The sequence below is a fragment of the Mesorhizobium sp. P170090 genome (assembly GCF_057786115.1).
The window spans coordinates 3,011,051-3,037,066 of the sequence record NZ_JBYNWH010000001.1; the positions used below are offsets into that span (position 1 = coordinate 3,011,051).

The following is a 26,016-nucleotide window of genomic DNA, read 5'->3' on the forward strand; positions in this document are numbered from 1 at the left end:
ACGCCCCGGACGCGACCTCGTTTGAGCGAAGAGGACGTCGGCGCTTCACGCGAGGCGACCCCCTCTGGCCTGCCGGCCATCTCCCCCTCAAGGAGGGAGATACGCTAAGCCGCCAGGCCCAGCCCCAGCTTCTCGATCGCCAGGTTCCGCGTCGAGACATAATCCGTCTTACCGGAACCCAGCACCGGGATCTCGTCGACCTTGACGATGTCGTTGGGCACCATCAGTTCGGCCGCACCTGCCTTCTTGCCGAAGGCGCGCAGTTCTTCCGGATCGGCGTCGTCGGCGGTGGTGACCAGCACGATGCGCTCGCCGCGCCTCTTGTCCGGCACCGCCACCGCGGCGTGGCGCTCTTCCGGCCACAGCGACTGCACCAGCATCTCGACGGCGCCCAACGACACCATCTCGCCAGCGATCTTGGCGAAGCGTTTTGCCCGCCCGCGAATGGTGATGAAGCCTTCGCGGTCGACCGAGACGATGTCGCCGGTGTCGTGCCAGCCGTCCAGCGGCTGCAATTCGCCGGGCCGGTCAGCGGTCATGTAGCCCATCATCAAATTCGGCCCGTCGAGCCACAGGCGGCCGGCACCCTCGATACCCTCGACCGGTTCGAGCTTCATGCGCATCGCCGGCAACAGCCGTCCGACCGTGCCGTCGCGACCATGGATGGCGGTGTTGACGGCGACGACGGGAGCGGCCTCCGTCAGCCCGAACCCCTCGATGATCGAGGCATCGAAGCGCTCGCGATAAACGCGCCGCGTCTCCGGCTTCACCGCTTCCGCGCCGGCGACGACGAAGCGCAGGCTTGAGAAATCGCCATCCTTGGCGGTGCGGGCATAGTTGGCAAGGAAAGTGTCGGTGCCGAACATGATGGTCGGCTTCACCTTGCGGGCGATCTCCGGGATGATCTTGTAGTGCAGCGGTGACGGGTAGAGGAACAGTTTCACCCCGGTCACCAGCGGCAGGATGGTACCGCCGGTCAGGCCGAAAGAGTGAAAAACCGGCAGCACGTTGAGCAGGATGTCGGACGGCGAAATGGTAATGCGCGCCTCGGCCTGCATGGCGTTGGCGTGGAGATTGCGGTGCGACAGCACCACGGCCTTGGGCGTGCCTTCCGAGCCTGAGGTGAACAGGATTGCGGCGGGCTTGGCCGCATCCTGCCGCTGCAGCGGGAACCGCCACAGCACCGCTGCTGCGAGCTTTTCCAGCGTCGTGACGCTTGCGCGCACATCCTCCAGCCACAGCATTTTGGCGCCGCCGGCCTCGATCGCGGCGATGATGTCGGCAAGCGCCGCCTTCTCGACGAACGCGCGCGAGGAAACCACCGTTCGGATGACTGCCGCGCGCACCGCGGCGGTTACGCTGGCCGGCCCTGCCGTGTAGTTGATCATCGCCGCTACCCGGCCGGCCGAGAGCAGGCCGACGAAGGACAGCACCACGCCATTGGCGTTGGGCAGCAAAACCCCGACCGCTTCGCCGGGCGCCGCCACCGCCTGGAAACGGCGGCCGAGCACGCGCGCGCCGATGAACATTTTTCGATAGCTGAGCGAGCCGCTGATCACATCCTCGATGATCGGATGCGAGGCGCCGGTGCGATCCGCGGCATCGCGCATGGCCAGGAACAGGCCGCGATCGAGGTTGCTGCCATAAAGCCGCGCCTCGGCGATGCGGTCGAACAACGCATTGGTGTTGGAAGCCTGGTCGGGGTTGCGCGCCACCAGTTCGGCAATCGTCATTGGCTCCAGCACGCTGATCGAGAGTTTTGGGAACCAGTGGCGCGGCGCCCGGTTCTTTGGCGTCAAGGAAACCGGCAGGTCGCGCGAGCCGGTGACGAAGATCGGCACGATGCGGGCGTCGGCCTGCATGGCGATGCGGGTGACGGCGCGGAACAGGCGAAACGTCTTCACATCGGGCTCGACGTCATCGGGCAGATAGACGGCAAGCCGGCCTTTACCCTTCAGCACCCTGACCAGCCGCCGGCTGACGAAGAGATGCTCGGCGTTGAAGGCGATGGTGCGGCCAAGCTCGCGCCAAGGCTCCATCCAGGGCGAGCGCGCCGAAGCCTCGTCGAGAATGTGCAGCGTGTCGTCGGGCAGCAGCGACAGCATCAGCGCCGGCTCGAAGCGTGACTGGTGCGAGACCACATAGATCACCGGCGTCGGCGCGTTGCGGGCAATGCGGATGCGCCGGTCATCGATCCGGTAGGCGAGCTTGAACGGCACATAGAGCAGCGCCTGGGTAAAGCGCAGGTCGAGACGAAACGTCTCGATCGCGCCAATCAGCAGCCAGGCCAGCACGAGGCCTGCAAGCAGCGCCAGTGTCAGGATCATGCCGCGTCTCTCCCAACGGTCCGGTATGCGGCTCTTCGTCCGCTTGGAGAGCAGAGGGTAGCGCAATGGGGGGCAAGGTCAATGCGCGGGTGCGAGGGAGCGGTGTTCCACCTGACCTCACCAGGCAATGACCCAAACGCAGGCCTTGAAATGTTGCGACACGTGTCGTAAATAAAGCGACACGTGACGGAGAGGTAATATGGCCAGTTCCCCGCTGGGCTTTGCCGAGGCACCACATATGGAGCCGGAGTTCGAACGAATGGTCGACCTGTTTGGTGGACGGAAGGTTCTTGGATTCTCGGTAGCCAGTCCTCTTGAGGCACATGAAATGATCCTGCATGGAATTCCGGGCCAGGCGCTCGAAAGCCTCGTCAGCCATCTGATGGTCATTGATCCCGCCGATGCGTTTGAGACCGCATTCGGCATGAGCGAGCGGACATTTCAGCGGCACAAATCGGATCACTCCAAGACCCTCAGTCGGGAGCAAGGTTCCAGAACCTGGAACTTCGCCAAGCTCCTGACAAAGGCCACGTCCGTGCTCGGGACTCAGGAAGACGCGGAAAAATGGATGATCGAGCCTGCCATGGGTTTGGACAATCGCCGGCCGATCGATCTGCTGGCCACGGCGGCGGGCACTGCGCTTGTGCAGGAGTTTCTTGAGCGGCTCGACTATGGTGTCTACGCGTGACGCCTTTGCCGGGCTCCCTCGCAACAGGGAAGTTGTTGGGCTGGAGGCTTGATCACAGACGCTTCAAGGCGAGCTGGGACAGTGGCGAAGGAGCCTTCAAGCTTGGGGGAAGGTGGAACAGCAAAGGGATCAGAGCCGTATATGCGTCCATCGACCCATCGACCGCCATCTTGGAGGTGGCGGTCCACAAGGGGTTTCGCACGCTGGATACTGTCCCTCACGTGCTGACGGCATTCGACATCGTCGATCCATCAGAGATTTATGTGGTCCAAACCGACGATATTCCGAACGCGAACTGGCTGCGTCCCGGCATCCCGGGCGCGGGACAGCAGCAGTTCGGCGATGGTCTGCTGGCAAAGCATCCGTTCTTTCTGATCCCCAGCGCGGTATCCCAGCACAGCTGGAACCTGGTGTTCGATCCCAACCGGGCGGCAGGCCTTTATAGCTTGCATCTCCGGGAGGATTTCGCGCTTGATACAAGGCTTCATCCTCCCGCTGGGTAACAATCAGGCCGTGGCCTTCAGCCGCCCACTGATGAACCGGAACTCCTGCGACTTGCCGCCATAACCGTACGCCGCGGCCGGGACTTCATGCACGAAGGCATAGCTTTCCTCGTGCACGCCACCTAGCAACTTACCAAAGGCCTCAAAGATCGCCTTCAGATAGGCTTCCAGCTCCAGCTTGGTGTTGGTGCCGTCGACCACCTTGATGTCGAGCCAGAACGTATTGGCGCCATGCTCTGCCAGCGATTTGCCGCCGGCGAACCAGTGCTGCGGGTCGATATAGGTGACAGCGACGGCGGTGATCGTCGGGTCCTTGCGCAGATGGGCTGCGGTCAGGCCGGTGATTTCCTTGGCGATTGTGGCGGACAGCTTGGCGTCGGGCTTGCCGGTGACGCTGATGTTGATGATGGGCATTTTTCTCTCCTTCGTTTGAGCGGCGTCTGTTTGCCGTTGGAGAGACAGTGCCACCGTCTTTAAGTCAAAAAAATCGAATTGTCTCGAACAAAAGGTTCTGTATTATCGAAGTATGCAAGCTCTCGATCCCGATCTGCTCAAAACCTTCCTTGCCTTTGTCGATGGCGGCTCGCTGGCTCAGGCTGCGTCTGTTGTCGGCCGCTCGCCCTCGGCGGTGACCGCGCAGATGCAGCGTCTGGAGGAGATCGTCGGCGAACCGCTGCTGGTGGCGCAGGGGCGCGGGCGCGGGCTGACGCCGGCCGGCGAGGATCTTGTCGGTCATGCCCGCCGCATTCTTGCCGTGCACAGCGAGGCCTGGCTGGCGCTCAAGGGCGCGCGTGCCGCTGGTCGCGTCGCCATCGGCACGACACAGGATTTCGCCGATAGCGGCCTGCCGGAGCTGCTGCGCGCCTTCGCGACCAGCCATCCGCGCGTCAGGGTCGAACTCCGCGTTGGCCGTTCGGCCGAGCTTGGCGAGGCGCTGCAGGCCGGGCAGCTCGATCTGGCCGTTGTCATGCGCAAGACGCCGGCCAATGACGAAGTCGGGCTGTTCAGTGAGCCGATGCTGTGGCTGTGCTCGCAAAAAGGGCTTGCCGTGCGGGAAGAGGAATTGCCGCTGGCGCTGCTCGACCCCTATTGCGGCTTTCGCGAAGCAGCACTCGCGGCCCTCGATGCTGCCGGCCGCCGCTACCGCATCGCCGCCGGCAGCGCCAGCCTTGCCGGCTTGCGTACGGCGGTCAATGCCGGCATCGCGCTGACCTTGCGCACCGCCCGCTTTGCCCATTCAGGCATTGCCGAAGCACCGCGCGAATTCGCCCTGCCGCCGGTGCCGACAGCGCAATTCGCGATAAAACTCGGCCAGGGCGCTGAGCGGCCGGCGCGCGATCTTGCCATCCTGCTCAGCGACAACCTCGCCTTGCCCGGCTTTGCCGGCTGATGTCCAAAGAAAAAGCCGACCTTTACGGTCGGCTTTGAGGAGGACGGGTCGAGGGGTTTGGGGGGACTTGGGGGGTGACCCGTCGCACATAAAACTGCCTGATCCGCATGATGGTTCCATGACTTGGAAAATAATTATTGGGTTGCCGCACTTTTTCTCGCAGCCAGCCAGTCGCGCCCCGCATGGGCGAAAACCGCGCAGAGTACTATGGCGCCGCCGATCAGGCTGGCGGCCGGCGCGATCTCGCCGAGGAACAGGAAGGCGAACAGGATCGCAAACGGCACTTCGGCGGCACCGAGAAGGCCGGACTCAGGCGCCGGGATCAGCCGCGAGCCTTCCGTCCACAGGATCGACGCCGCTGCGAACGATCCTCCGAAGGCGACGAGCAGCACGGCGTCGCGAGCAGAAATCGCCAGGGGGTCGGTGACGAACCAGCCGAGCACGAACAGCAGAAGCGCCGAGACTGCGCCCGCCCACACCACCGGCGTGTCGCGGAAGGCGCGCACCATGATCATGTAGAGCGCGCTGCCGGCGGTCATCAGCAGCGCGAGCCCATCGCCAAACAGATGACCGCTGCCGAAGCCGGAGCCGACCATCATCGCCACGCCGCACAGCGAAACGGCGGCGGCGGCAAGCGTCTGCGCCCGGAACGGCTCGCGCACCAGCACGAAGGCGAGCAGCGCGGTGATGAAGGGCGCGGTGGCGTAGATGACCGCGACATTGGCGACATAGGTGAATTTGAACGCCGAGATGAAGGCGATGCTGGCCGCGGCGCCCTCGAGGGCCAGCAACCAGCCGCGCCAGCCAAGCCGCAAGCTTTCCCGCCCGCCGGAGCGGCGCCGGCGCCACAGCACATAGAAGGTGATCAGGATCGCGCCGACAAAGCCGCGCCAGCAAGTGATGGTCAGCGGGTCGGCGTGGATCGATTTGGTCAGCACGCCGGTCAGGGCGAAGAAAGCCGCCGAGGCCGCCACCAGCATGATGCCGAGCGTACGATCGGCAGCGGTATCTGTGGTGCCTGGGCCGTCGAGCGCTTCCGTCATCTCAGCAGCCTATCCGTCTTCTCCTGCCACCATGCTGTCAGCACGGGGTACTCATAGCCGCTTGCGGAAATGCTCGTTGCCGATGATCAGCAGGCCGGCGCCGACGATCAACGCCGCCCCCAGAAACACCTCGCGACGCGGCACGTCGCCCCAGATCGCAAAGCCGAGCCCGAAGGCCCAGACCAATGAGGTGTATTCGAACGGCGCCACGATCGACACCGGCGCCCGCTTCATGCCTTCGAACAGCATAAATTGCGCCACGCCGCCGAGCGCGCCGACGCTGATCAAAAGCAGCAACTGGCGCCAGTCCGGCATCTGCCAGACCAACAGCGCCGGCACCGTGGAAAACACCAGGAAGTAGAAATTGTTGAGCACAAGCTGGATCAGCGTGCGCTCGGCCAGCGCCGTCTTGCGCAACAGCACCACGGCAATGCCCCACAGCACTGCCGCAGCCAGTACCAAGAGCATCGGCACGGACAAGCCGAGACGAGTGGGATCACAGGCGATGAAGACGCCGACGAAGCCGATGAACACCGCCAGCCAGCGCAACAGCGGCACCTTTTCGCCAAGCATCACCACCGACAGCACGGTGACGATGATCGGGGCGGCGTAATAGATGGTGGTGAGTTCGGCCAGCTGCAGGGAGCGGGCCGCGTTGTAGTAGCAGAGCCAGGCGCCGAGCGTGAAGGCGCTGCGCACCAGCATCGGCCGCACGATGGGCGAGCGCATTGTGTCGGCAAAGATGGGCGGTCCGCCGATTGCAGCACAGCCGATAAGCACAGCGATCGAGCGGAAGAACATGATCTGCCAGACGCTGATGCCGACGACCAGAAGCTTGATCGCGGCGTCCTGCGTCGAAAACAGGAAATAGGCGCAGCCGGTGAACAGGATGCCGGCAAGCACCCTTTCGCGGGTTTCCAGAATGGCAATATCGGCCATGCGGCGTGTCCGGCGCTGTCAAGAGGACGAAGAAGAAGCCTGCCCCAATCAGGCTCCCATTGCAGGCTACACGGGCGAAAGCCTGCGGGGCGCTACGCCAGTGGCAAGCTTGCGTTGGCGCAGCCTGGCCGACAGCGTGGGCACGCCGTTCACTGTGTTGCCTGGTAGAGCTCCGAAGCGGCCTCCTTCAGGGCGCGCCGGCCGCCCGGCCTGAGATACATCATGTGGCCGCCCTCGATGACGTCGAGACGGATGGGTTTTGCCCCGCCGAGCGTCGGGATTTGGCTCACCAGATAGCGTGAGGCCAGATAGGGAGTGACCAGATCGGTGTCGCCGTTGACGATCACCACGCCGAGCCCCGGGTTGAGCGAGCGCGCCCGCTGCAGATCGTCCATCACCCCGGCATAGCCTTGCCGCGAGCCGCCATAGTCCCAGGCGTGGGTCACATCGCCATTGAGCAACCTGTAGCTGACATCGGTGCGAAAATTCAGCTCGTCGCGCGCATAACCGACAAAGGCCGAGGTCAGCGCCGGCACGCTGCGGTCGAGCACCGGATCTGGGCCGGCGCTGCGGGCGCTCTCCGGGGCGATGTCGCTGGTGGCGATGGTGCCGTCATACGGGCTGAGCACTTTGCCACTGGGGCGCTGGAATTCGCGCGCGAACAGGGCGGTCGGGATGCGGGCGAAATTGCGTTGCACGAGGTCGAGCGGCAGGCCGGTGATCTCGGCCACGCGCTGGCTGGCCAGCCGCCCACCCTGTTCCAGCCCGCCGGCCAGAGCGGTGAGGTAGTCACCCATAGCATAGTGTTCGACCTCGGCGAGCTTTTCGCGCAGCGCCTCGCCGCTGAGGCCTTCGCTGCGCAGGCGCACCGCCGCCAGCGAGGGCAGTTCCAGCGCCCAATGCAGTGGCTGGAATTCGTCGGGCAGCACCAGCGTGAACTCCAGTGCAGGCGAGATCAGCACGATGCCGTTGGGGCTCAGGCCGACATCTTCCTGCAGGGTCCTGGCGAGAAGTGCCGCGCGGAACCCGCCATAGCTTTCGCCGGAAAGGAAGAGCGGCGATCCGGTGCGGCCGTTCTGGGCGAGATAGAGCCGGATGAAAGCGCCGATCGAACTGGCGTCCTGGCTGACGCCCCAAAAATCTTTTGTGTCCTGGCCGGGGGCCTCGCGGCTGTAGCCGGTGCCGACCGGATCGACGAAGACGAGGTCGGTCATGTCGAGCCAGCTGTCGGGATTGTCGATCAGCTTTTGCGGCGGCGGCAGGAATTGGCCATCGGCGCCGGTCGCGACGACACGCGGGCCGAGTGCGCCGAGATGCAGATAGGCGGATGCCGCGCCCGGGCCGCCATTGAAGACGAAGGTGATGGGGCGAGCCTTCTCCGCGCCCGCCAGTGGCGGCAGCGTATAGGCGACATAGAAGATTTCCGCGGTGACCTCGCCCTTGCCGGATAGCAGTGACAGCGTGCCGGCCTTAGCCTGATAGTCCAGCTTGCGCCCGGCAATGGTGATTGAATGGCTGGTCGTCTGCGGTGCCGGCAGCAGCGACAGCACGCCGCCTGCCGGTGCGGGGCGCTCGGGCGTTTCGGCGACGACTGGCTGCGCGAAGGCTGCAAGCACCAACAGGGTAAGCGAGATCAGTTTCAGCTTGAACGGCATGATGCCTCCGCGGGAATGACTCTGCTTAGGTATGGCTCGGGCGGTCGAAGTCAAAGTAACTCTTCGCGAGCTAGCGTTCCTTCACGCCCCCTCTGTCCTGCCGGACATCCCCCACAGGGATGGAGATTGGATGTCGCGACCGCCTTCGCTAATCGCCGGCGTAGAAAGCGCCATCGGCGAAGCTGCAGATCTCCCCCCTGTGGGGAGGTGGCCGGCAGGCAGAGGGGGGCGCTGTCTCGCCGGCATATCAGTGCTATCAAAGCGCGACGGACTCGAAAAGGAATGCAACATGGACGCCACCGCACTCAAGGCCATGCAGGCACCGATCAAGGAGGCTTATCGCGACGATTCCTCGCGAGCGCTGATCACGCTTCGCGCCAAAGGCTCCATCGACGACCAGTCGATTGCCTGCAAGGTCGAGACGGGCAGGGCGCTGGCGGTCGCCGGCCTGCATCCGGCGACCGGCGGTTCCGGGCTCGAATTGTGTTCGGGCGATATGCTTTTGGAGGCGCTGGTGGCGTGCGCCGGCGTGACGCTGAAGGCAGTGGCGACGGCGCTGGAATTCAGGCTTGGCGCAGCCACCGTCGAGGCCGAAGGCGATCTCGACTTTCGCGGCACGCTGGGCGTGGCCAAGGACGCCCCCGTGGGCTTTCGCGCCATCCGGCTGAATTTCAACCTCGACACGGATGAGCCGCAGGCGCGCATCAATTCGCTCATCAAGCTGACCGAACGCTATTGCGTGGTGTTCCAGACCATCAACAGCAAGCCGGAGCTGACGGTGAGTGCGCGCGCCTGATCTCCCCCCTTGAGGGGGAGATGTCGCCGAAGGCGACAGAGGGGGTCGGGCCGACTGGACGCGACGCCCTTTGTGCGGAAGGAGGTTGGCACTCTACGCGAGGCGACCCCCTCTGGCCTGCCGGCCATTTCCCCCTCGAGGGGGGAGATTGCGCTACTGCGCAGCAGGCTCTTCCGCGTCGCCCTCATCGGTAAACGGCGAGGCGCTCGGCACGCAGTTGACCGCCCAGCCGGCCGGCGTCGGCTGCTTCTGATATTCGGTAATCGCGTTTGTGCACTGTTCGCGGGTGTCGAAGGTGCTGGGCAGCACCACCATGCCGCCTTGCGGGCCGGCGATCACCAGGTACCAGACCAATGCTACGCTGGGAGCAGCCATGGGAATTCCTCGCTTTGCTGAGTGTCGGAGTCGGGTCGACCCTAGCAACTCCCGGCTGATGGCGAAAGCAGGGCGAGCGGGGAGGGACCTGCCGGATCATCACAGACCCGTGAACGAACCGCTCCCAGACGTCTCTCAGTTCGTCGCAAAGCAGTAGAACAGGCCGTCGCCGCCGGTGCCTTTCAGCGCCTCCTGGCTGCAGCCGCCGCGCGAGGCATGCGAGGAGTTCCAGGATTTCGCCGCCGCCGACTCATCAAGGCCGGTGCGGTCGTGATGGCCCATCATCGCCGCGCCCTCCGCGCCGCTCAAGGTCCAGTCGCCGCAGGTCTGGTCGGCGAGCTTGGTGCCGTCAGGCTTCGAGCCGGTCAATATGTCGTGCCGGTTCGGCTTGTCGCCGCGGCCATTGACCACTTGGCCCTTCTCGGTCAGCGCCGTCTGCTTGTTGATGGCGTTGGCGTTGCTGTGCAGCGAGGCGACGTCATCGGCAATCTTCTCGCCCTTGGCGTTGACCCAGGGACCCTTGCCGATACGGTCGCGCGCATCGACATTGGCGCTCGAGAGATAGGCGTGCCATTCCTTGCCGGTAACCCCAGCCGCTTCCGCCAGCGAGGCGCAATGCGCGTCGGCACCCTTGAGACCGCCGAGATCGGCGCCCTTGCCGGAACCGACGCTGGTGACGAAGAAACTCATCTTGGCGTCTTGCGCCAGCGCCACCCCGGCTGTGGCGGCAATCGCGGCGGCGGCAACGAGAAGAAGTCTACGCATGTCGGTCCTCCGGTTTCGAATGTCCTACATTCGAAGAAACGTAACTGGAGGCCTGTTTAATCCCGCTACAACCCGGTTTATTCCGGCTGCCGGTAGGCGACGAAGCGGTTGTTCTTGACCTGGAAGATCAGCCCCGTCTCTTTCATCTCGGGGCTCGCCAGCGGCACGATGCGTTTTGCCACCTCTGACGGGTGCGGCAGCGTTTCCGGATCCTCGCCGGGCGCGGCCTGCGCACGCATGGCGGTGCGGGTGGCGCCGGGGTCGACCGCATTGATGCGGAGCGGCAGGCTCTGCGTCTCATGCGCCCAGGAACGCGTCATGGCTTCCACAGCCGCCTTCGACGCCGCATAGGGCGCCCAGAAGGCGCGCGCCGAATGCGCGGCCCCGGACGACATGAGAATGGCGCGGCCGGCGTCGGACAGCCTGAGCAGCGGGTCGACCGAGCGGATCAGCCGCCAGGTCGAGGTGACATTGATGGTCATAACCTTCTCGAAGGTTTTGGCCTCGACATGGCCGATCGGCGAGATGACGCCGAGCACACCGGCATTGGCCACCAGAATGTCGAGCTTGCCCCAGCGCTCGTGAATGGCGCCGCCCAGCCGGTCGATGCCGGCCATGTCTGAGAGGTCGAGAGGCACCAACGTCGCTTCGCCCTTGCCGGTTTTCGCGCGCTCGGCCTTGATCTGGTCGTCGAGTTCTTCCAGCCCGCCGACGGTCCGGGCTACCGCAATGACATGGGCCCCAGCGGCGGCAAGTTCCTTGGCGATGAAGTAGCCGATGCCGCGCGAGGCGCCGGTAACGACCGCGACGCGGCCGGAGAGGTCGAGGGTCATGCGAGCGCTTTCAAGGATAGCAGTTGGGCTTTACGCCCCGTTGTTCGCCAGCAGCGACAGCGTGCGCACATTGTCGTGACCTTCGAAGTCGAGCAGGCGGGTCGGGTACTGGCCGGTGAAACAGGCGTCGCAGAATTGCGGCTGCTCATTGTCGCGGCTGGCTTCGCCGACGGCGCGGTAGAGCCCGTCAATGGTGAGGAAGCCGAGCGAATCGACACGGATGAACTCGGCCATTTCCTCGATCGACATGCGCGATGCCAAAAGCTTCGACTTCTCCGGCGTGTCGACGCCGTAGAAGCACGACGCGCTGGTCGGCGGCGAGGCGATGCGCATATGCACTTCCTTGGCGCCGGCGTCGCGCACCATCTGCACGATTTTCTGGCTGGTGGTGCCGCGCACGATCGAATCGTCGACCAACACCACGCGCTTGCCCTCGATCATCCGGCGGTTGGCGTTGTGCTTGAGCTTGACGCCCATATGGCGGATCGAATCGCCGGGCTGGATGAAGGTTCGGCCGACATAGTGGTTGCGGATGATACCGAGTTCGAAGGGGATGCCTGCCGCCTGGGAGAAGCCGATTGCCGCCGGCGTGCCGGAATCCGGCACCGGCACGACGATATCGGCCTCGACCGGGCTTTCCTGCGCCAATTCGGCGCCGATACGCTTGCGCACTTCGTAGACATTGCGGCCTTCGACCGAGGAGTCCGGGCGGGCGAAATAGACATATTCGAAGATGCAGAAGCGGGTCTTCTGCGGCTCGAAGGGGAACAGGCTCTCGATGCCCTTCGAGGTCACCACGACCATTTCGCCGGGCTTCAGGTCGCGCACGAAGCGGGCGCCGATAATGTCGAGCGCGCAGGTTTCGGAGGCCAGGATCCAGGCGCCGTCCAGGTCGCCGAGCACCAGCGGGCGGATGCCGAGCGGATCGCGGCAGCCGATCATCTTCTTGGAGGTCATCGCGACCAGCGAGAAAGCGCCTTCGACCTGACGCACGGCGTCGATGAAGCGCGAATTCAAATCGCGTTCCTTACTGGTGGCAACGAGATGCAGCAGCGTCTCGGTGTCGGAGGTCGACGAGAAGATCGCGCCCTGCTTCTGCAGCGCGCGCTGCACGGTCATGGCGTTGGTGAGATTGCCGTTATGGGCGACGGCAAAGCCGCCATCGGCGAGTTCGGCGAAGAAGGGCTGGATGTTGCGCATGCCGGCGCCGCCGGTCGTGGCATAGCGCGTGTGGCCGATGGCACGGTTGCCTTGCAGGCTGTCGATGACGTGCTGCTTGGTGAAGGTGTCGCCGATCAGGCCGACATGGCGTTCGACATGGAACTGCGTGCCGTCATAGGAGACGATGCCGGCCGCTTCCTGGCCGCGATGCTGCAGCGCATGCAGGCCTAGCGTTACGATGGCCGCAGCGTCCTGCCGGCCGAAAATGCCGAACACCCCGCATTCGTCGTGGAAATGATCGTCTGCTTCGGCGGAAAGCACGTCGTCCGCGTCTGCCTTCGAAACTGCCATGGGGCTCAAGCTCCGCTAAAATGGCCATATAGTGCGATAGCGCCGCGAAAGCAACGTAGTCAGGCCGGAACTGCCGGGATGGCGCCTGTCCGGCACCATCCGTCCGTATCAGTTTGCCGGCGCGGCCGGAGCCGGAGCAGCGGGCGCGGGTGCGTTATCGGCCGGAGCGTCGGTCTCGTCGTCGGGCGCCGGCGTATCGTCACCGGTTGCCGGAGCATCCGCCGCCGGTGCATCGGCCGCCGGAGGCGTCTCGGCTGCCGGCTGATTCGGATTGAGCTTCTTCAGGATGGCGTTTTCCGGATCTTCGGGCAGCAGGCTTTCCAGCTTGGCGCCGATGGTCTCGAGCAGCGGCTTCGACTTGGCGTTGGCGATCCAGGCGGGCGCCTTGGCGCCGGCCAGCCAGTTGAAGAACAGCAGCGCCACGGCGACAACGAGGACGCCGCGCGCGGCGCCATAGAGGAAGCCCAGCGTACGGTCGAGCGCGCCGATCCTGGAATCGATGATCCAGTCGGCAAGCTTCATGGTGATGACGGAAACGACGATCAGCGCGATGAGGAAGACGATGCCGGCGGATGCCGCCATGGCGATCTTGTCGCTTTCGACATAGGGCTGAACGTAAGGCAGCACCGGCTTGTAGAAGAAGAATGCCGCCGCGGCGGCAGCCGCCCAGGACACGACGGACAGGATTTCGCGTGACAGGCCGCGAACCATGGCGAGCATCGCCGAGACCAGGGTGAAGCCGACGAGAATTCCGTCCAGCAGCGTAATCGGCATGTCTTTCGCCCCACTCAGATTGTCTTTTCACGGCTCGGGCGAGCCGCGTCAATCTTCCACGTCGACACGGCTGCGCCGTGAGCCGGCTATGCGTGCGACGAGATCGGCAAGTTCGGTCGGCTGGAAAGCGCCGGCCCCGATCCCCCCGACAACCTCCTCGCTGCCCAAGGGCAGAACCGCACTTCCAAAACCCAGCTTTTCGGCCTCTTTAAGGCGCTGCTGCGCATGCGCAACCGGCCTCACTGCGCCCGACAGGCTGATTTCGCCGAAATAGACGCAATCGGCGGGAAGGGCAAGACCGGTGAGCGACGAAACCAGTGCAGCGGCAACCGCCAGATCGGCCGCCGGCTCGGAAATCCGGTAGCCGCCGGCGACGTTGAGGTAGACATCGTGGGTGCCGAAGCGCACGCCGCAATGGGCTTCGAGTACGGCAAGGATCATCGACAGCCGTGCGCCGTCCCAGCCGACGACGGCACGGCGCGGCGTGCCCAATGTGGACGGCGCCACCAGTGCCTGGATCTCGACCAGCACCGGACGTGTCCCTTCCATGCCGGCAAATACCGCGGCACCCGGCGATTTTGCGTGGCGTTCGCCGAGGAACAGCTCCGACGGATTGGCGACCTCGCGCAAGCCCTTGTCCGACATCTCGAAGACGCCGATCTCGTCGGTCGGCCCAAACCGGTTCTTCACCGTGCGCAGGATGCGGTAGTGATGGCCGCCTTCGCCTTCGAAATAGAGAACGGCGTCGACCATGTGCTCGACGACGCGCGGACCGGCGATCTGGCCTTCCTTGGTCACATGGCCGACCAGCACGATGGCAGCACCGGTGGATTTGGCGTAGCGGATCATCGCTTGCGCCGAGGCGCGCACCTGGGTGACGGTGCCGGGCGCCGAGTCGGCCATGTCGGTCCACAGCGTCTGGATGGAATCGAGGATGACGAGGTCCGGCCTTCTGCCGTCGGCTATTGTTGCCAGGATATCCTCGACATTGGTCTCGGCGGCAAGTTCGACCGGCGTGTCGGCGACGCCAAGCCGCTGCGCCCGCAGCCGGATCTGCGCGACAGCCTCTTCGCCCGAGACATAGACGATGCGGTGGCCTTTTGACGCCAATGCTGCTGCGGCCTGGGTAAGCAGCGTCGACTTGCCGATGCCGGGATCGCCGCCGACCAGCAGCGCCGAGCCGCGCACGAAGCCGCCGCCGGTGGCGCGGTCGAGTTCGCCAATGCCCGAGATGATGCGCGGCGCGTCCTCGATGTCACCGGACAGGCTGGTCAGCACCACGGCGCGGCCCTTGCGCGCATTGCGCGTGTTGGCCGGTCCCGAGCCGATGCCGCCCGAGGTGCCTTCCTCGACGAGTGTGTTCCACTCGCCGCAGGCATCGCATTTACCGGCCCAGCGCTGATGCACCGACCCGCAATTCTGGCAGATGAACTGGACGCGCGATTTAGCCATGGAGTGATGCTGCCTGCAAATGACCGAAGGAGGGTGATCCTGCACACCCCTCTCTGTCCTGCCGGACATCTCCCCCGCAAGGGGGGAGATTGGCTATCGTCGCTGCTTTCGCCAATCGCCAACGTCGCAAGATGAGCGCCATCCGCAAAGCTGCTGATCTCCCCCCTTGCGGGGGAGATGGCCGGCAGGCCAGAGGGGGGTGTGACGGAGCGCTGCGGTAGGCCAAAAAGCTACTCGAACCTCTCCGCAATATGATGCTCTTCGGCGAGGTCGGAAAACCGTGTGAACTCGCCATGGAAGGCGAGGCTCACCGAACCTGTCGGGCCATGGCGCTGCTTGGCGACGATGACTTCGGCCTTGCCGCGCATCTCGTTCATCTCGTGTTCCCATTTGATGTATTCATCGGTCCCGGGCTTCGGCTCGCGGTTCTTCAGATAATATTCCTCGCGATAGACGAACATCACCACGTCGGCGTCCTGCTCGATCGAACCGGATTCGCGAAGATCGGACAGCTGCGGGCGTTTGTCTTCGCGGCTTTCGACCTGACGCGACAGCTGCGACAGCGCGATGATCGGAACGGAGAGTTCCTTGGCCAGCGCCTTGAGGCCGGTGGTGATCTCGGTGATTTCCTGCACCCGGTTCTGCGACGATTTCGCGCTCGACCCCTGCATCAGCTGGATATAGTCGATGACGATGAGGTCGAGGCCGCGCTGACGCTTCAGCCGCCGCGCCCGCGCCGACAGCTGCGCGATCGAGATACCGCCGGTCTGGTCGATGAACAGCGGGATCTTCTGCATGGTCTGCGAGCAGGCGACCAGCTTTTCGAAATCCATCTCTGAAATCTCGCCGCGGCGGATTTTTGACGACGAAATTTCCGTCTGTTCGGAAATGATGCGGGTGGCGAGCTGCTCGGACGACATTTCCAGTGAGAAGAAGCCGACGACGCCGCCATTGGCTGCCTTGAACGAGCCGTCGGCCTGTTGCGCCGGCTCATACATCTCGGCGATGTTGAAGGCGATGTTGGTGGCTAGCGATGTCTTGCCCATGCCCGGACGGCCGGCAATGATGATCAGATCCGACGCCTGCAGGCCACCCATGCGGCGGTCGAGATCGCGCATGCCGGTGGCGAGGCCCGACAAATGGCCGTCGCGCATATAGGCGGCGTTGGCCATGTCGACGGCGGTCTTGACCGCGTCGGTGAAGCTCTCGAAGCCGCCATCGTAACGGCCGGTTTCGGCCAGTTCGAACAGCCGCCGCTCGGCATCCTCGATCTGTTCGGACGGCGCCATGTCGACCGGCGCGTCATAGGCGATGTTGACCATGTCCTCGCCGACGGTGATCAGCGCCCGGCGCGTGGCCAGATCGTAGATGGCGCGGCCATAATCGGTGGCATTGACGACGGTGACGGCTTCGACCGCCAGACGAACCACATATTGCGCCACCGTCATGTCGCCGACCTTCTCGTCGGCCGGCAGGAAGGTTTTCAGCGTGATCGGCGTCGCCACCTTGCCCATGCGGATGAGCTCGGCCGCGACCTCGAAGATTTTCCGGTGCAGCGGCTCGTAGAAATGGCCGGCCTTGAGGAAGTCGGAGACGCGGTAGAAGGCATCGTTGTTGACGAGGATGGCGCCGAGCAGCGCCTGCTCGGCCTCAATGTTGTTCGGCGCTTCACGATAAAGCGGTTGCTGCTCCGCCACGCCGAATTTTCGCGCTGCCTCTGCCATGATGTCCCCGATTTTGATCCCGGCTTCTCGATATCAGAACGAGATAAATCGGTGCTGACCTTTCTGCATCACCGCACGACCAATCAACCTCGATGCCCGTTGTTCACAGGGGCGGCAAACCGTCCACAGAAGAGTGTTTCCGCGCCCCGATTCCGGTTGACTCAGAAAGGCGCTGACTTTTATCCGAGTCGTTGGAACAGAGCAAGAACAATCTCGGTGATTATCCGCTTCTAGTCCAGTGTATCGCCCCAGTCCAGCCGCCGCGCTGCCTTGAACAGCTCGCCCTCGCGCTTGGTGAAAAGTGTCTCGCCGGCGCCGCCATCCGGCTGGCACAGTTTGAGCAGCACCTTGCCGGAGCCCGATTTCGGCGGCGCAATCACGCGGGGCGGATGTACAGGCGCGGGTTGCCGCGACGCCGCGACGTAGATGAATTTCTCGTCCTCCCACGGCACGTCCGCGTCTTTGGCCAGGCGATGAAGGCGCGAGCGGGCGACGCGGCGCGAAAAATGGCACCAGTCGGGCGGCTCAAGCGGGCAGGGCGCCTCATGCGGACAAGGCGCCAGCACATGCGCCCCGGCCTCCAGCAATTGCCTGCGCACTGCCAGGATGCGCTGCCAGCCTGCCGGTGTGCCGGGCTCGACAATCAGCAGTGTGTCGCCGGTCAAATGCCAGAGCCGGCCGACAAGCTTCGGCAGCGATGCCGGCGCGATCTCGTCCAGCACATAGGCGCAGGTGACCAGATCGGCAGGCTTGAGATCGGCAAGGTCGATGGTCACGTCGCCGGCGCGCCAGTCCATCCTGGTGGCGATGGTATCAAGGGCGAGCGACTGGCCAACCTTGCGCACCGCGGCGCTTGCTTCAACCAGAACCGCCTCTTCGAGGTCGGGCCACAGGTCTGTAGTGGCCCAAAGCACCGTGCCAGGACCGGCGCCGACATCGAGCAAGCTCGTTGGCTGGAAATCGGGCCGCGCATAGGCGAGTTCGTCGAGACCGGCCCGTACCGCCGCGTAGGTCGCCGGCAGCCGCGTCGCCAGATAGGCTTTTACCGCCATCTCTTCGGCCATGTGCGGGCGGCCGTCGCGCAATTCGGCGCGGTAGCGGTCAGACAGCGTCTTCGCCGCCTGGCGCAGCACCGCCAGCGGTATCGTTTCGAGCAGGCGCTCGACGCCTTGTCGCAGCGAGGCGGGGAGTTCCACGCTCAGGCTCCGCGTGCCGCGAGCACCGAGGCGCGGGCGAACTCGACAAGGGTGGTGGCGATGGTGGGCAGGCAGGTCATTAAAAAAGGTCTCGCGAGAACGAGACCTTTTTCAGTGTCAGAGCCGTCAATGGCAAGCGGCAATCGCAATCGAGGCGTTATTCGCGATCCGCCACCTTGCGACGGCGCGCTGGCTTGGCCGCAACGGACCTGACAGCAACGGACCTGGCAGGCACAGACCTAGCGACAGCAGGCTCGGCGGCCGCCGCCTCCTGACGATGCCCCATTTCGCGCATTTCGAGCGCCTTTTCACATTTGGCCATGTAGTCGCGCGTCATCGGCAGCGTGTCGTTCTTCTTGGCGATCTGGATCTGGAAGATCACCAGATCCTGCCAGCGGAAGGCGGCTTCCGAAGCCGCCAGATAGAACTCCCACATCCTGCAGAAGCGCTCGTCGTAGATGGCTTTGGCCTTGTCGCGGTTGGCGGCAAAGCGCTGGCCCCAATGCTTCAGCGTATCGGCATAGTGCAGCCGCAAAATCTCGATGTCGGTGACCACAAGGCCCGACTTCTCGATCGCCGGCATCACCTCCGACAGCGAGGGAATGTAGCCGCCCGGAAAAATGTACTTGCGGATGAAGGCGCTGGTCGCCCACGGCACGCCGGAGCGGCCGATCGTGTGCAAGAGCATGACGCCGTCGGGCTTCAACAACGTCGCCGACTTGTCGAAGAAAGTGCGGAAGTGGTTGACGCCGACATGCTCGAACATGCCGACCGAGACAATGCGGTCGAAGCGTTCGTTGAGTTCGCGGTAGTCCTTGAGGTCGAAATGCACGCGGTCCTGCAAGCCTTGCGCATGCGCCCGGTCGGTGGCGACGCCGTGCTGCTCGGTCGACAGCGTCACGCCTTGCACGTCGACATCGAAAGCCTTGGCGAGATAGAGGCCGAGCCCACCCCAGCCGGAGCCGATATCGAGCACGGTCTGGCCGGCCTTCAGCCTGAGCTTGGCGGCGATATGGCGTTTCTTGGCCATCTGCGCCTCGTCGAGCGTCATGTCCGGCTGTTCGAAATAGGCGCAGGAATACTGCATGTCGTCGTCTAGGAAGAGCCGGTAGAGGTCACCCGACAAATCATAGTGGCGCTGCACGTTGCGGCGCGCCCGTGATGCGGTGTTGATCTGCTGCAGGCGGCGAAAGGCGTGGCGCAGACCCTCGATGGCCTTCGACCAGGTGGCGTCGATACCGCCGCTGCCCATGTTCTGGAAGGCGATGCGCATCATACCCAGTACGCCGCCCTCGATGATGTCGAGTTCGCCGTCCATATAGGCTTCCGGCACGGCCAGCATCGGATCGAAGGTAATGGCGCGCTCGGCATGCGCGGTCTTGATGTGCATATGCACCGGCTCGCCGCTGCCGTCGCCGAAAACCACTGTCGAGCCCTTCGGCCCGGTGACTTTCAGATTGCCCGTACGCACCAGGCGGTCGAGAACGCGCTTCAACAGAATATTCATCACCAAATGTCCCCTCACGGTCAGACTGGCGGACCAATTCTGCAACAATATATAGGGGTTCGAAAAGTTCCATTTGGCACAAAAATGCCCGGGCGAGAGGCCCGGGCATTGGTCCAGAAAGGCTGGATGACGAGGAAGTGATTGGAGCGCTGCTCCCCTCGCTTCCCGATCAGGCCCCGTGCGGGATCAGGCGTTGTCTTCTTCGCCGCCTTCGAACTCGGTGTTCGGGTCGAAGAAGTTCTCCGGCCGTGCGTTGTCGTTGATGTCGTCGCCATAGATGGCTTCGGCGGTGGTCAGCGTCTCGCCCTTGGCCTGGCGCTCGGCTTCGTCGGCCGTGCGGGCGATGTTGAGGCTGATGGTGACCTCGACTTCCGGATGCAGCGCAATCGCCACATTGGTGACGCCGATGGTCTTGATCGGCTGGTTGAGCTGGATCTGGTTGCGGTTGACCGAGAACCCTTCGGCGGTCAGCAGGTCGGCGATGTCGCGGGTCGACACCGAACCGTAGAGCTGGCCTGTCTCGCCGGCCGAACGCACGGCGATGAAGCTCTTGCCGTCGAGCTTTTCGGCAACCTGGCTGGCTTCCGACTTGCGCTCGAGGTTGCGCGCTTCGAGCTGCGCGCGCTGCCCTTCGAACTTCTTCTTGTTGGCTTCGTTGGCGCGCAGCGCCTTGCCCTGCGGCAAGAGGAAGTTGCGGGCAAAGCCGTCCTTGACCTTGACGGTATCGCCCATCTGGCCGAGGCGGGAAACGCGTTCGAGAAGAATCACTTGCATGGTCTTGTTCCTTCGTCTGGGCACCGACCGCGGGATCGGCGCCGAATTGAATGGAACAGGTCAGGAAGCTCTGAGCGCCTTGGCGCCGGTGTCGCTGTCCTGCCTGTCGCGGCAGTTAGAGGCTTTTCACCTCAACTCGGGATTTCAATGCACGTCGCCAAGAGTGGTCCCGGTTTTGGGACAACGACATGCATCATCAAATTACCCCTGCGGCGCCCGTCGCCGTGGGAGAAGGAAGCAGGCGGCGAACCGCCCGCTCGAAAGTCTTAGCGAACCACGTAGGGCAGCAGGCCGAGGAAGCGGGCGCGCTTGATCGCCTTGGCGAGTTCGCGCTGCTTCTTCTGGCTGACGGCGGTGATGCGCGACGGCACGATCTTGCCGCGCTCGGAAATGTAGCGCTGCAGAAGACGCACGTCCTTGTAGTCGATCTTGGGCGCGTTGGCGCCGGAGAACGGGCAGGTCTTGCGGCGGCGATGGAACGGGCGCCGGGTCGGGATCTGATTGATGTCGACCATTATTCTGCACCTCCTTCAACGCCTTCGCGCGGACGGCGCGGACCACGATCACCACCGGCGTCGCCAAATGAGCGCGGCGGACGATCGCCACGGTCGCCGCGATCACGGTCGCCGAACGAGCGCGGACCACGATCACCACGGTCGCGGTCGCCGAAGCCGCCGCGTTCCGAGCGCTCTTCGCGCTTCTGCATCATGGCCGACGGGCCTTCCTCATGCGCCTCGACCTTGACGGTCAGGAAACGCAGCACGTCCTCGGACAGGCCCATCTGGCGCTCCATCTCGTTGAGCGCTGCCGGCGGGCAGTTGAGGTCCATAAGCGTGTAGTAAGCCTTCCGGTTCTTGTTGACCCGGTAGGTGAGGGACTTCAGTCCCCAGTTCTCGACCCGGCCGACGGACCCGCCATTTGCGGAGATGACGCCCTTGTACTGTTCGACAAGCGCATCGACCTGCTGCTGCGAGAGGTCCTGCCGGGCAAGGAACACATGTTCGTATAGAGCCATAGTGGTTCAGTGCCTTTCTTCGTTTCTCTCCCGGATCCTCGCGGCAAAGCCTCTGCAACTTCTCTGACCCGCTGGTCCCGAGGGGGCGGGGAAGAAAGGAGCATTTCGAGACGGTCGAGAGCGGAGACACGGGAGGCGGAAGCGCTTCTGGCTTCACACGAAGGTTTTGGGTAAAACCTCCGGCCCTCCGTTCAGCCCCCAGCAAGGACCGGCAGATTGCGGGCGTCTATATAGCAAATTGGCTGGAAGGCAAGGGTAACGCATGCTCCGGACAGCGTCCTGGCGTCGCAGGGTTGGAAAAATACCAGGCATCAACTCGTATGCGGGGTACCACCGTTGATCGTTTCGGGGAAGAAGTCCGGAGCCGCCTTACGCTTGCCGAACATCATATCGTATTGCAGCAGGCGGAAGTCGTTGATCGCCGGATCAACGTCCTTCTGCCGCGCCCAGTCCGGCGTGGCCTCACCTGACGGTGTCAAAAGCAGATTGCGGTCGACGACGCGATAGCGTTCGCGCAGCGCGCCCAGGAAGCCGGTATAGTAGGGGTGCGTGATCCCGGCCGTGGTAAGGATATGGTAGGGCAGGAAGGCCGGGCTCACCGCGCCCATATCCTGCGCCGGACCGGTGCGGTTAGACCAGATGACCAGCGGCGTCTGATGATGCTCCAGTGCCGCCTCCGGCGTCGGTTCCTTGCGCGGCGCGACATTGTCCTTCAGGTAACCGGTTTCGACATAGACGGGGCCGAGCGGCGGCAGATGGTCGCCGAAGAAGGCGATGACCGTCGGCCGCTCGCGCTTCTTCGCCCATTCGATCAATCGCTCGAGGCCACGGTCGGCATCGGCCGATCCCTCGGCGTAGCTGAGCAGCGATTCCCGCGCCCACGTGCTGATCGGTGCCACGACCTTGTGGGTCGGATTGTAATAGCGGTACGGCTCGTAGGGACCGTGGTTCTGCAGGCTGACGGCGAAGAAGAACACCGGCCGCTCGCTGGCGTCGGCCTCTGCGATGATCTCGTCGGTCATCGACGCATCGGAAGCCAGCGGCCCGCGCTTTTCCAGTGGCGGCAGCGTCTCTTCCGAGCGGAAATCGTTGAAACCGAAATCGGCATAGACGGCGCCCCTGTTCCAGAACCAGTTGGTGCCCGGATGGATGGCGCGCGCCCGGTAGCCCTCGCTTTTCAGGAAGGTCGCCAGCGACGGCGTCGGCGTGCGCACATATTGCTGGTAGGGGATCGAGCCCGCCGGCAGGAAGGCATTGGAAAAGCCGGTCAGCGCCTCGAATTCGATGTTGGCGGTCATGCCGCCGAATTCCGGCGAAAACATATAGCCGGAACGCAGCGCCCGCACATTGGGGATCGGGTCAGGCGTGATTGTGACGCCGGGCAGCTTGGTCGGATCCCAGAAAGATTCGCTCATCACCACGATGATGTCGGGTTTCTCATCCGGTACCGAGGCCGCCACAGCAGGCCTGTCGATCGCGTCGATCGCCTTGTCGGAATAGCCCGCCGGCGCCGAGACATGCGCCATCGGCACGTTGAGCGCGAAGGCCAGCGCAAACCCGTTGGAGGCGTAGTTCTCCTTCTGGTCCCACATGATCGGGATGATCTGCAGCCGGTCGCGGGTCCACGAGAAGGTGGCGTAGTCCATGATCGAGACGAAGAAGGCGAGCAGCGGCACTGCCAGCGTCAGCCGCGCCAGCCGCCCTTTGCGGCTGAGGATCGGAACCTTGCGGCGCCACAACCGCCAGCCATAGATCAGCAGCGACAGGCCGGCGACGATGCCGACCGCCATGGCGAGCGCCGTCCAGGGCCGCTCGCGCACCAGGAGCGGCATCAGTGCCATGATCTGGCGCGAATAAAGAAAATCGGTTGGGTAGAGCGGATCGCCGAGATAATGCGACTTCTGATGCCCGACAAAGGCCAGCGCCAGCGTCAGGGGCGCCACGATCATCAGGCTCTGGTGACTGCGGCCAAGCACGGCGTCCAGTCCCATCAGCACCAATGCAAAGACAATGATGGTGGTCCAGCCCGGCTTGAATGGCTGCAGGAAGAAGTCGACCGTGCCGAAGAAGTCGCCGCGCACGATCCATTCGATAGCGAACACCAGGATGGCGGAGGCAAGCAGCGTGACCAGACCGTAGCGGATGACCGGCCATCTGCGCCCCGGCAGGTAGCCGGTGGACGGATCGTCTTCCAAGAATTGTGGCGCGGGTACGGCCGCGCCTTTCCTGATCCTAGCCACGTCTCTTCCCCCGGCCCAAGCAACGCGTATTTCCACTCGCGCCACCGTTCTGTCATAGAACTGTCATGCAAAAGCTAGCGCCTGTGGCGAAAATAAGAAGAGCCAGCAAACGATTCGTGAGCGGTTTTCATCAGGTGTGATCGGCAAAAAGCCTTTGGGAACAGGGACTCGAGGTCAGCTCCGGTTCAAGCGAGAGCCGAAATGCCGCCTCCGGGCTTGACTTGACGGTCCGCCTTGCGTCACAGGCAGGAAAAATCAGCCGCTGGAGAGCGCCCAAATGGCCGTCGCATTCACCTTTCCGGGACAGGGCAGCCAGGCTGTCGGCATGGGCAAGGACCTCGCCGACGCCTTCCCCGAGGCACGCAGGGTGTTCGAGGAAGTCGATGATGCGTTGGGCGAAGAGCTGTCGAAACTGATCTGGGAAGGCCCGGAAGAGGCGCTGACCCTGACTGCCAATGCCCAGCCGGCGCTGATGGCGGTCTCGCTGGCGGCGATCCGCTCGCTGGAAGCGCGCGGCTTTTCGCTGAAGGACAAGGTTGCCTACGTTGCCGGTCATTCGCTCGGCGAATATTCCGCCCTTGCCGCGGCCGGTTTCGTTTCGGTCGCCGATGCTGCCCGGCTGCTGCGCATCCGCGGCAACGCCATGCAGGCGGCGGTGCCGGCCGGCGAGGGCGCCATGGCGGCGATCATCGGACTGGAACAGCCCGACGTCGAAGCCGCTTGCACCGAGGCCGCAACGGGATCCGGCAAAGTCTGCCAGATCGCCAACGACAATGGCGGCGGCCAGCTGGTGATCTCCGGCGCCAGGGCGGCGGTGGAACTCGCCGCGAAACTGTGCACAGAAAAGGGCGCCAAGCGGGCGCTGATGCTGCAGGTCTCCGCACCCTTCCATTCGGCGCTGATGGCGCCGGCGGCCGATGTCATGCGCGAGGCGCTGGCCGGCGTGACCAAGAATGCACCGGTCGTGCCCGTCGTCTCCAACGTCACTGTAGCCCCGACCAGCGACCCCGACGAGATCGCGCGCCGCCTGGTCGAGCAGATCACCGGCCGCGTGCGCTGGCGCGAAACGGTGGAGTGGTTCGGCGCCAACGGCGTCGCCACGCTGTTTGAGATCGGCGCCGGCAAGGTGCTTTCCGGCCTGGCGCGGCGGATCAACCGCGACATCGCCACATCCGCCGTCGGCACGCCGCCAGATGTCGAGGCGGCGCTGGCCGCGCTTGCATAATCCACTGGCGATTCAACCCCTCCCGTGGGAAGGGTGTTCTCTTAAGATCAGGAGACGAAAATGTTCGAACTGACCGGCCGCAAGGCGCTCGTCACCGGCGCATCGGGCGGCATTGGCGAGGCGATTGCCCGGGTGCTGCATGCGCAAGGCGCCATTGTCGGCCTGCACGGCACCCGCATCGAGAAACTGGAGACCCTGGCCGGCGAACTCGGCGACCGGGTAAAGCTGTTCCCGGCCAATCTTGCCGACCGTGACGAGGTCAAGGCGCTTGGCCAGAAGGCCGAAGCCGAACTCGAAGGCGTCGACATACTGGTCAACAATGCCGGCATCACCAAGGACGGCCTGTTCGTGCGCATGGCGGACGCGGATTGGGACAGCGTGCTGGAGGTGAACCTCACCGCCGTGTTCCGGCTGACCCGCGAGCTGACCCATCCGATGATGCGCCGCCGCCATGGCCGCATCATCAACATCACCTCGGTGGTCGGCGTCACCGGCAATCCTGGCCAGACCAATTATTGCGCCTCCAAGGCCGGCATGATCGGCTTTTCCAAGTCGCTGGCGCAGGAGATCGCCACCCGCAACATCACCGTCAACTGCGTCGCCCCGGGCTTTATCGAATCGGCCATGACCGACAAGCTCAACGACAAGCAGAAAGACGCGATAATGGCCGCGATCCCGACGCGCCGCATGGGCACGAGTGTTGAAGTGGCGTCGGCCGTCGCCTATCTCGCCTCCAACGAGGCAGCCTACGTCACCGGCCAGACCATCCATGTCAACGGTGGCATGGCCATGATCTGACAGGATATTGCCGGGTGATAAGAAGACATGGCCGGCTTGTGAAAAGAGACCATTTCGCCTTGGACCTCAGCCATTTTTCGTGTAATGCGGCCCGCAACCCGGCGGTTCGGGCAAAAACCGGTCCGGCATCGTTGCGTTTCCGGCAGGACCATCTTTCAGCTTGATTAGCGGCATTCTGCCCGCTAACGAAGACAGACAAACAAAAGACGAGGATGCCCCAAATGAGTGACACCGCAGAGCGCGTCAAGAAGATCGTCATCGAACATCTTGGCGTCGATGCCGACAAGGTGACGGAGCAGGCGAGCTTCATCGATGATCTGGGCGCAGACAGCCTCGACACGGTCGAACTCGTCATGGCCTTCGAAGAAGAGTTCGGCGTCGAGATTCCGGACGATGCGGCCGAGACCATCCTGACCGTCGGCGATGCCGTGAAGTACATCGACAAGGCTTCGGCCTGACACCATCCGCAGTCATCACCGGGGAGG

General features: G+C 64.0%; 25 protein-coding genes. 7 read left to right on the forward strand and 18 right to left on the reverse strand.

The window, feature by feature from the left end; genetic code table 11:
* Nucleotides 1–104: 104 nt before the first annotated feature.
* A complete protein-coding gene (locus AC3EML_RS14255; protein ID WP_023715065.1) occupies nt 105–2,327 on the reverse strand; it encodes an AMP-binding protein in 2,223 nt (740 codons plus the stop codon).
* 199 nt (nt 2,328–2,526) lie between these two features.
* Here AC3EML_RS14255 and parS point away from each other — a divergent pair, with 199 nt between their 5' ends.
* Nucleotides 2,527–3,015: a type II RES/Xre toxin-antitoxin system antitoxin gene (gene parS, locus AC3EML_RS14260; RefSeq protein ID WP_352521084.1), complete on the forward strand. Its 489-nt coding sequence runs from the start codon at nt 2,527–2,529 to the stop codon at nt 3,013–3,015.
* Nucleotides 3,012–3,518, forward strand: a complete 507-nt coding sequence (locus AC3EML_RS14265; protein ID WP_352521083.1) for an RES family NAD+ phosphorylase — start codon at nt 3,012–3,014, stop codon at nt 3,516–3,518. Before parS ends, AC3EML_RS14265 begins: the two co-directional genes overlap by 4 nt.
* A 3-nt stretch (nt 3,519–3,521) precedes the next feature.
* Here AC3EML_RS14265 and AC3EML_RS14270 read toward each other — a convergent pair whose 3' ends face one another.
* Entirely contained in the window at nt 3,522–3,932 is a 411-nt protein-coding gene (locus tag AC3EML_RS14270; RefSeq protein ID WP_352521082.1) for a tautomerase family protein, read from the reverse strand.
* Nucleotides 3,933–4,044: 112 nt separating this feature from the next.
* On the opposite strand from AC3EML_RS14270, the gene AC3EML_RS14275 reads away from it, so the two are divergent.
* The gene (locus AC3EML_RS14275) at nt 4,045–4,908 is read left to right on the forward strand and encodes a LysR substrate-binding domain-containing protein (protein ID WP_023689125.1); all 864 of its coding nucleotides are present in this window, start codon (nt 4,045–4,047) and stop codon (nt 4,906–4,908) included.
* Nucleotides 4,909–5,042: 134 nt separating this feature from the next.
* On the opposite strand, the gene AC3EML_RS14280 is transcribed toward AC3EML_RS14275, so the two are convergent.
* The 3 genes from AC3EML_RS14280 to AC3EML_RS14290 all read right to left on the reverse strand — a co-directional run bounded on the left by AC3EML_RS14280 (nt 5,043) and on the right by AC3EML_RS14290 (nt 8,545).
* Nucleotides 5,043–5,951 (reverse strand): DMT family transporter, encoded by a 909-nt coding sequence (locus tag AC3EML_RS14280; RefSeq protein WP_023727358.1) that lies wholly within the window; start codon nt 5,949–5,951, stop codon nt 5,043–5,045.
* Nucleotides 5,952–6,002: 51 nt separating this feature from the next.
* Nucleotides 6,003–6,890 carry a DMT family transporter gene (locus tag AC3EML_RS14285; RefSeq protein WP_023689123.1) on the reverse strand — a complete coding sequence of 296 codons (888 nt, stop codon included), beginning with the start codon at nt 6,888–6,890 and terminating at the stop codon, nt 6,003–6,005.
* Between the two features lie 149 nt (nt 6,891–7,039).
* On the reverse strand, nt 7,040–8,545 hold the full coding sequence (locus AC3EML_RS14290; RefSeq protein WP_352521081.1) for a S10 family peptidase: 1,506 nt from the start codon (nt 8,543–8,545) through the stop codon (nt 7,040–7,042).
* A 289-nt stretch (nt 8,546–8,834) separates the two neighbouring features.
* On the opposite strand from AC3EML_RS14290, the gene AC3EML_RS14295 reads away from it, so the two are divergent.
* Entirely contained in the window at nt 8,835–9,341 is a 507-nt protein-coding gene (locus AC3EML_RS14295; RefSeq protein ID WP_488505241.1) for an OsmC family protein, read from the forward strand.
* Nucleotides 9,342–9,494: 153 nt separating this feature from the next.
* Here the strand turns inward: AC3EML_RS14295 and AC3EML_RS14300 are convergent, their stop codons facing one another.
* The 13 genes from AC3EML_RS14300 to AC3EML_RS14360 all read right to left on the reverse strand — a co-directional run bounded on the left by AC3EML_RS14300 (nt 9,495) and on the right by AC3EML_RS14360 (nt 23,508).
* The gene (locus tag AC3EML_RS14300; RefSeq protein ID WP_023689120.1) at nt 9,495–9,716 is read right to left on the reverse strand and encodes a hypothetical protein; all 222 of its coding nucleotides are present in this window, start codon (nt 9,714–9,716) and stop codon (nt 9,495–9,497) included.
* Between the two features lie 135 nt (nt 9,717–9,851).
* Nucleotides 9,852–10,481 carry a hypothetical protein gene (locus AC3EML_RS14305; RefSeq protein WP_023752520.1) on the reverse strand — a complete coding sequence of 210 codons (630 nt, stop codon included), beginning with the start codon at nt 10,479–10,481 and terminating at the stop codon, nt 9,852–9,854.
* A gap of 77 nt (nt 10,482–10,558) precedes the next feature.
* A complete protein-coding gene (locus AC3EML_RS14310) occupies nt 10,559–11,314 on the reverse strand; it encodes an SDR family NAD(P)-dependent oxidoreductase (RefSeq protein WP_023672713.1) in 756 nt (251 codons plus the stop codon).
* A gap of 30 nt (nt 11,315–11,344) precedes the next feature.
* A complete protein-coding gene (purF, locus tag AC3EML_RS14315; protein WP_023672714.1) occupies nt 11,345–12,826 on the reverse strand; it encodes an amidophosphoribosyltransferase in 1,482 nt (493 codons plus the stop codon).
* A gap of 108 nt (nt 12,827–12,934) precedes the next feature.
* Complete coding sequence (locus AC3EML_RS14320) at nt 12,935–13,600, reverse strand: CvpA family protein (protein ID WP_023672715.1); 666 nt, start codon at nt 13,598–13,600, stop codon at nt 12,935–12,937.
* Between the two features lie 48 nt (nt 13,601–13,648).
* Complete coding sequence (radA, locus tag AC3EML_RS14325; RefSeq protein WP_023672716.1) at nt 13,649–15,052, reverse strand: DNA repair protein RadA; 1,404 nt, start codon at nt 15,050–15,052, stop codon at nt 13,649–13,651.
* Nucleotides 15,053–15,282: 230 nt separating this feature from the next.
* On the reverse strand, nt 15,283–16,776 hold the full coding sequence (locus tag AC3EML_RS14330; RefSeq protein ID WP_023672717.1) for a replicative DNA helicase: 1,494 nt from the start codon (nt 16,774–16,776) through the stop codon (nt 15,283–15,285).
* 230 nt (nt 16,777–17,006) lie between these two features.
* Nucleotides 17,007–17,972, reverse strand: coding sequence for a small ribosomal subunit Rsm22 family protein (locus tag AC3EML_RS14335; RefSeq protein WP_023695601.1), 966 nt, complete (start codon nt 17,970–17,972; stop codon nt 17,007–17,009).
* A gap of 157 nt (nt 17,973–18,129) precedes the next feature.
* The gene (locus AC3EML_RS14340) at nt 18,130–19,479 is read right to left on the reverse strand and encodes a cyclopropane fatty acid synthase (RefSeq protein ID WP_023672720.1); all 1,350 of its coding nucleotides are present in this window, start codon (nt 19,477–19,479) and stop codon (nt 18,130–18,132) included.
* Nucleotides 19,480–19,665: 186 nt separating this feature from the next.
* Entirely contained in the window at nt 19,666–20,253 is a 588-nt protein-coding gene (gene rplI / locus AC3EML_RS14345; RefSeq protein ID WP_023672721.1) for a 50S ribosomal protein L9, read from the reverse strand.
* Between the two features lie 266 nt (nt 20,254–20,519).
* The gene (rpsR, locus tag AC3EML_RS14350; RefSeq protein WP_006203718.1) at nt 20,520–20,768 is read right to left on the reverse strand and encodes a 30S ribosomal protein S18; all 249 of its coding nucleotides are present in this window, start codon (nt 20,766–20,768) and stop codon (nt 20,520–20,522) included.
* Nucleotides 20,768–21,268, reverse strand: a complete 501-nt coding sequence (rpsF, locus tag AC3EML_RS14355) for a 30S ribosomal protein S6 (protein ID WP_023672722.1) — start codon at nt 21,266–21,268, stop codon at nt 20,768–20,770. The genes rpsR and rpsF overlap by 1 nt, the downstream gene beginning before the upstream one ends.
* 311 nt (nt 21,269–21,579) lie before the next feature.
* Entirely contained in the window at nt 21,580–23,508 is a 1,929-nt protein-coding gene (locus AC3EML_RS14360; protein ID WP_023743796.1) for an LTA synthase family protein, read from the reverse strand.
* A gap of 277 nt (nt 23,509–23,785) precedes the next feature.
* Here AC3EML_RS14360 and fabD point away from each other — a divergent pair, with 277 nt between their 5' ends.
* The 3 genes from fabD to AC3EML_RS14375 all read left to right on the forward strand — a co-directional run bounded on the left by fabD (nt 23,786) and on the right by AC3EML_RS14375 (nt 25,989).
* Complete coding sequence (gene fabD, locus AC3EML_RS14365) at nt 23,786–24,733, forward strand: ACP S-malonyltransferase (protein WP_023743797.1); 948 nt, start codon at nt 23,786–23,788, stop codon at nt 24,731–24,733.
* A 60-nt stretch (nt 24,734–24,793) separates the two neighbouring features.
* Nucleotides 24,794–25,531, forward strand: coding sequence for a 3-oxoacyl-[acyl-carrier-protein] reductase (fabG, locus tag AC3EML_RS14370; protein WP_023685686.1), 738 nt, complete (start codon nt 24,794–24,796; stop codon nt 25,529–25,531).
* A gap of 221 nt (nt 25,532–25,752) precedes the next feature.
* On the forward strand, nt 25,753–25,989 hold the full coding sequence (locus AC3EML_RS14375) for an acyl carrier protein (RefSeq protein ID WP_006203723.1): 237 nt from the start codon (nt 25,753–25,755) through the stop codon (nt 25,987–25,989).
* The last annotated feature ends 27 nt before the right edge of the window (nt 25,990–26,016 follow it).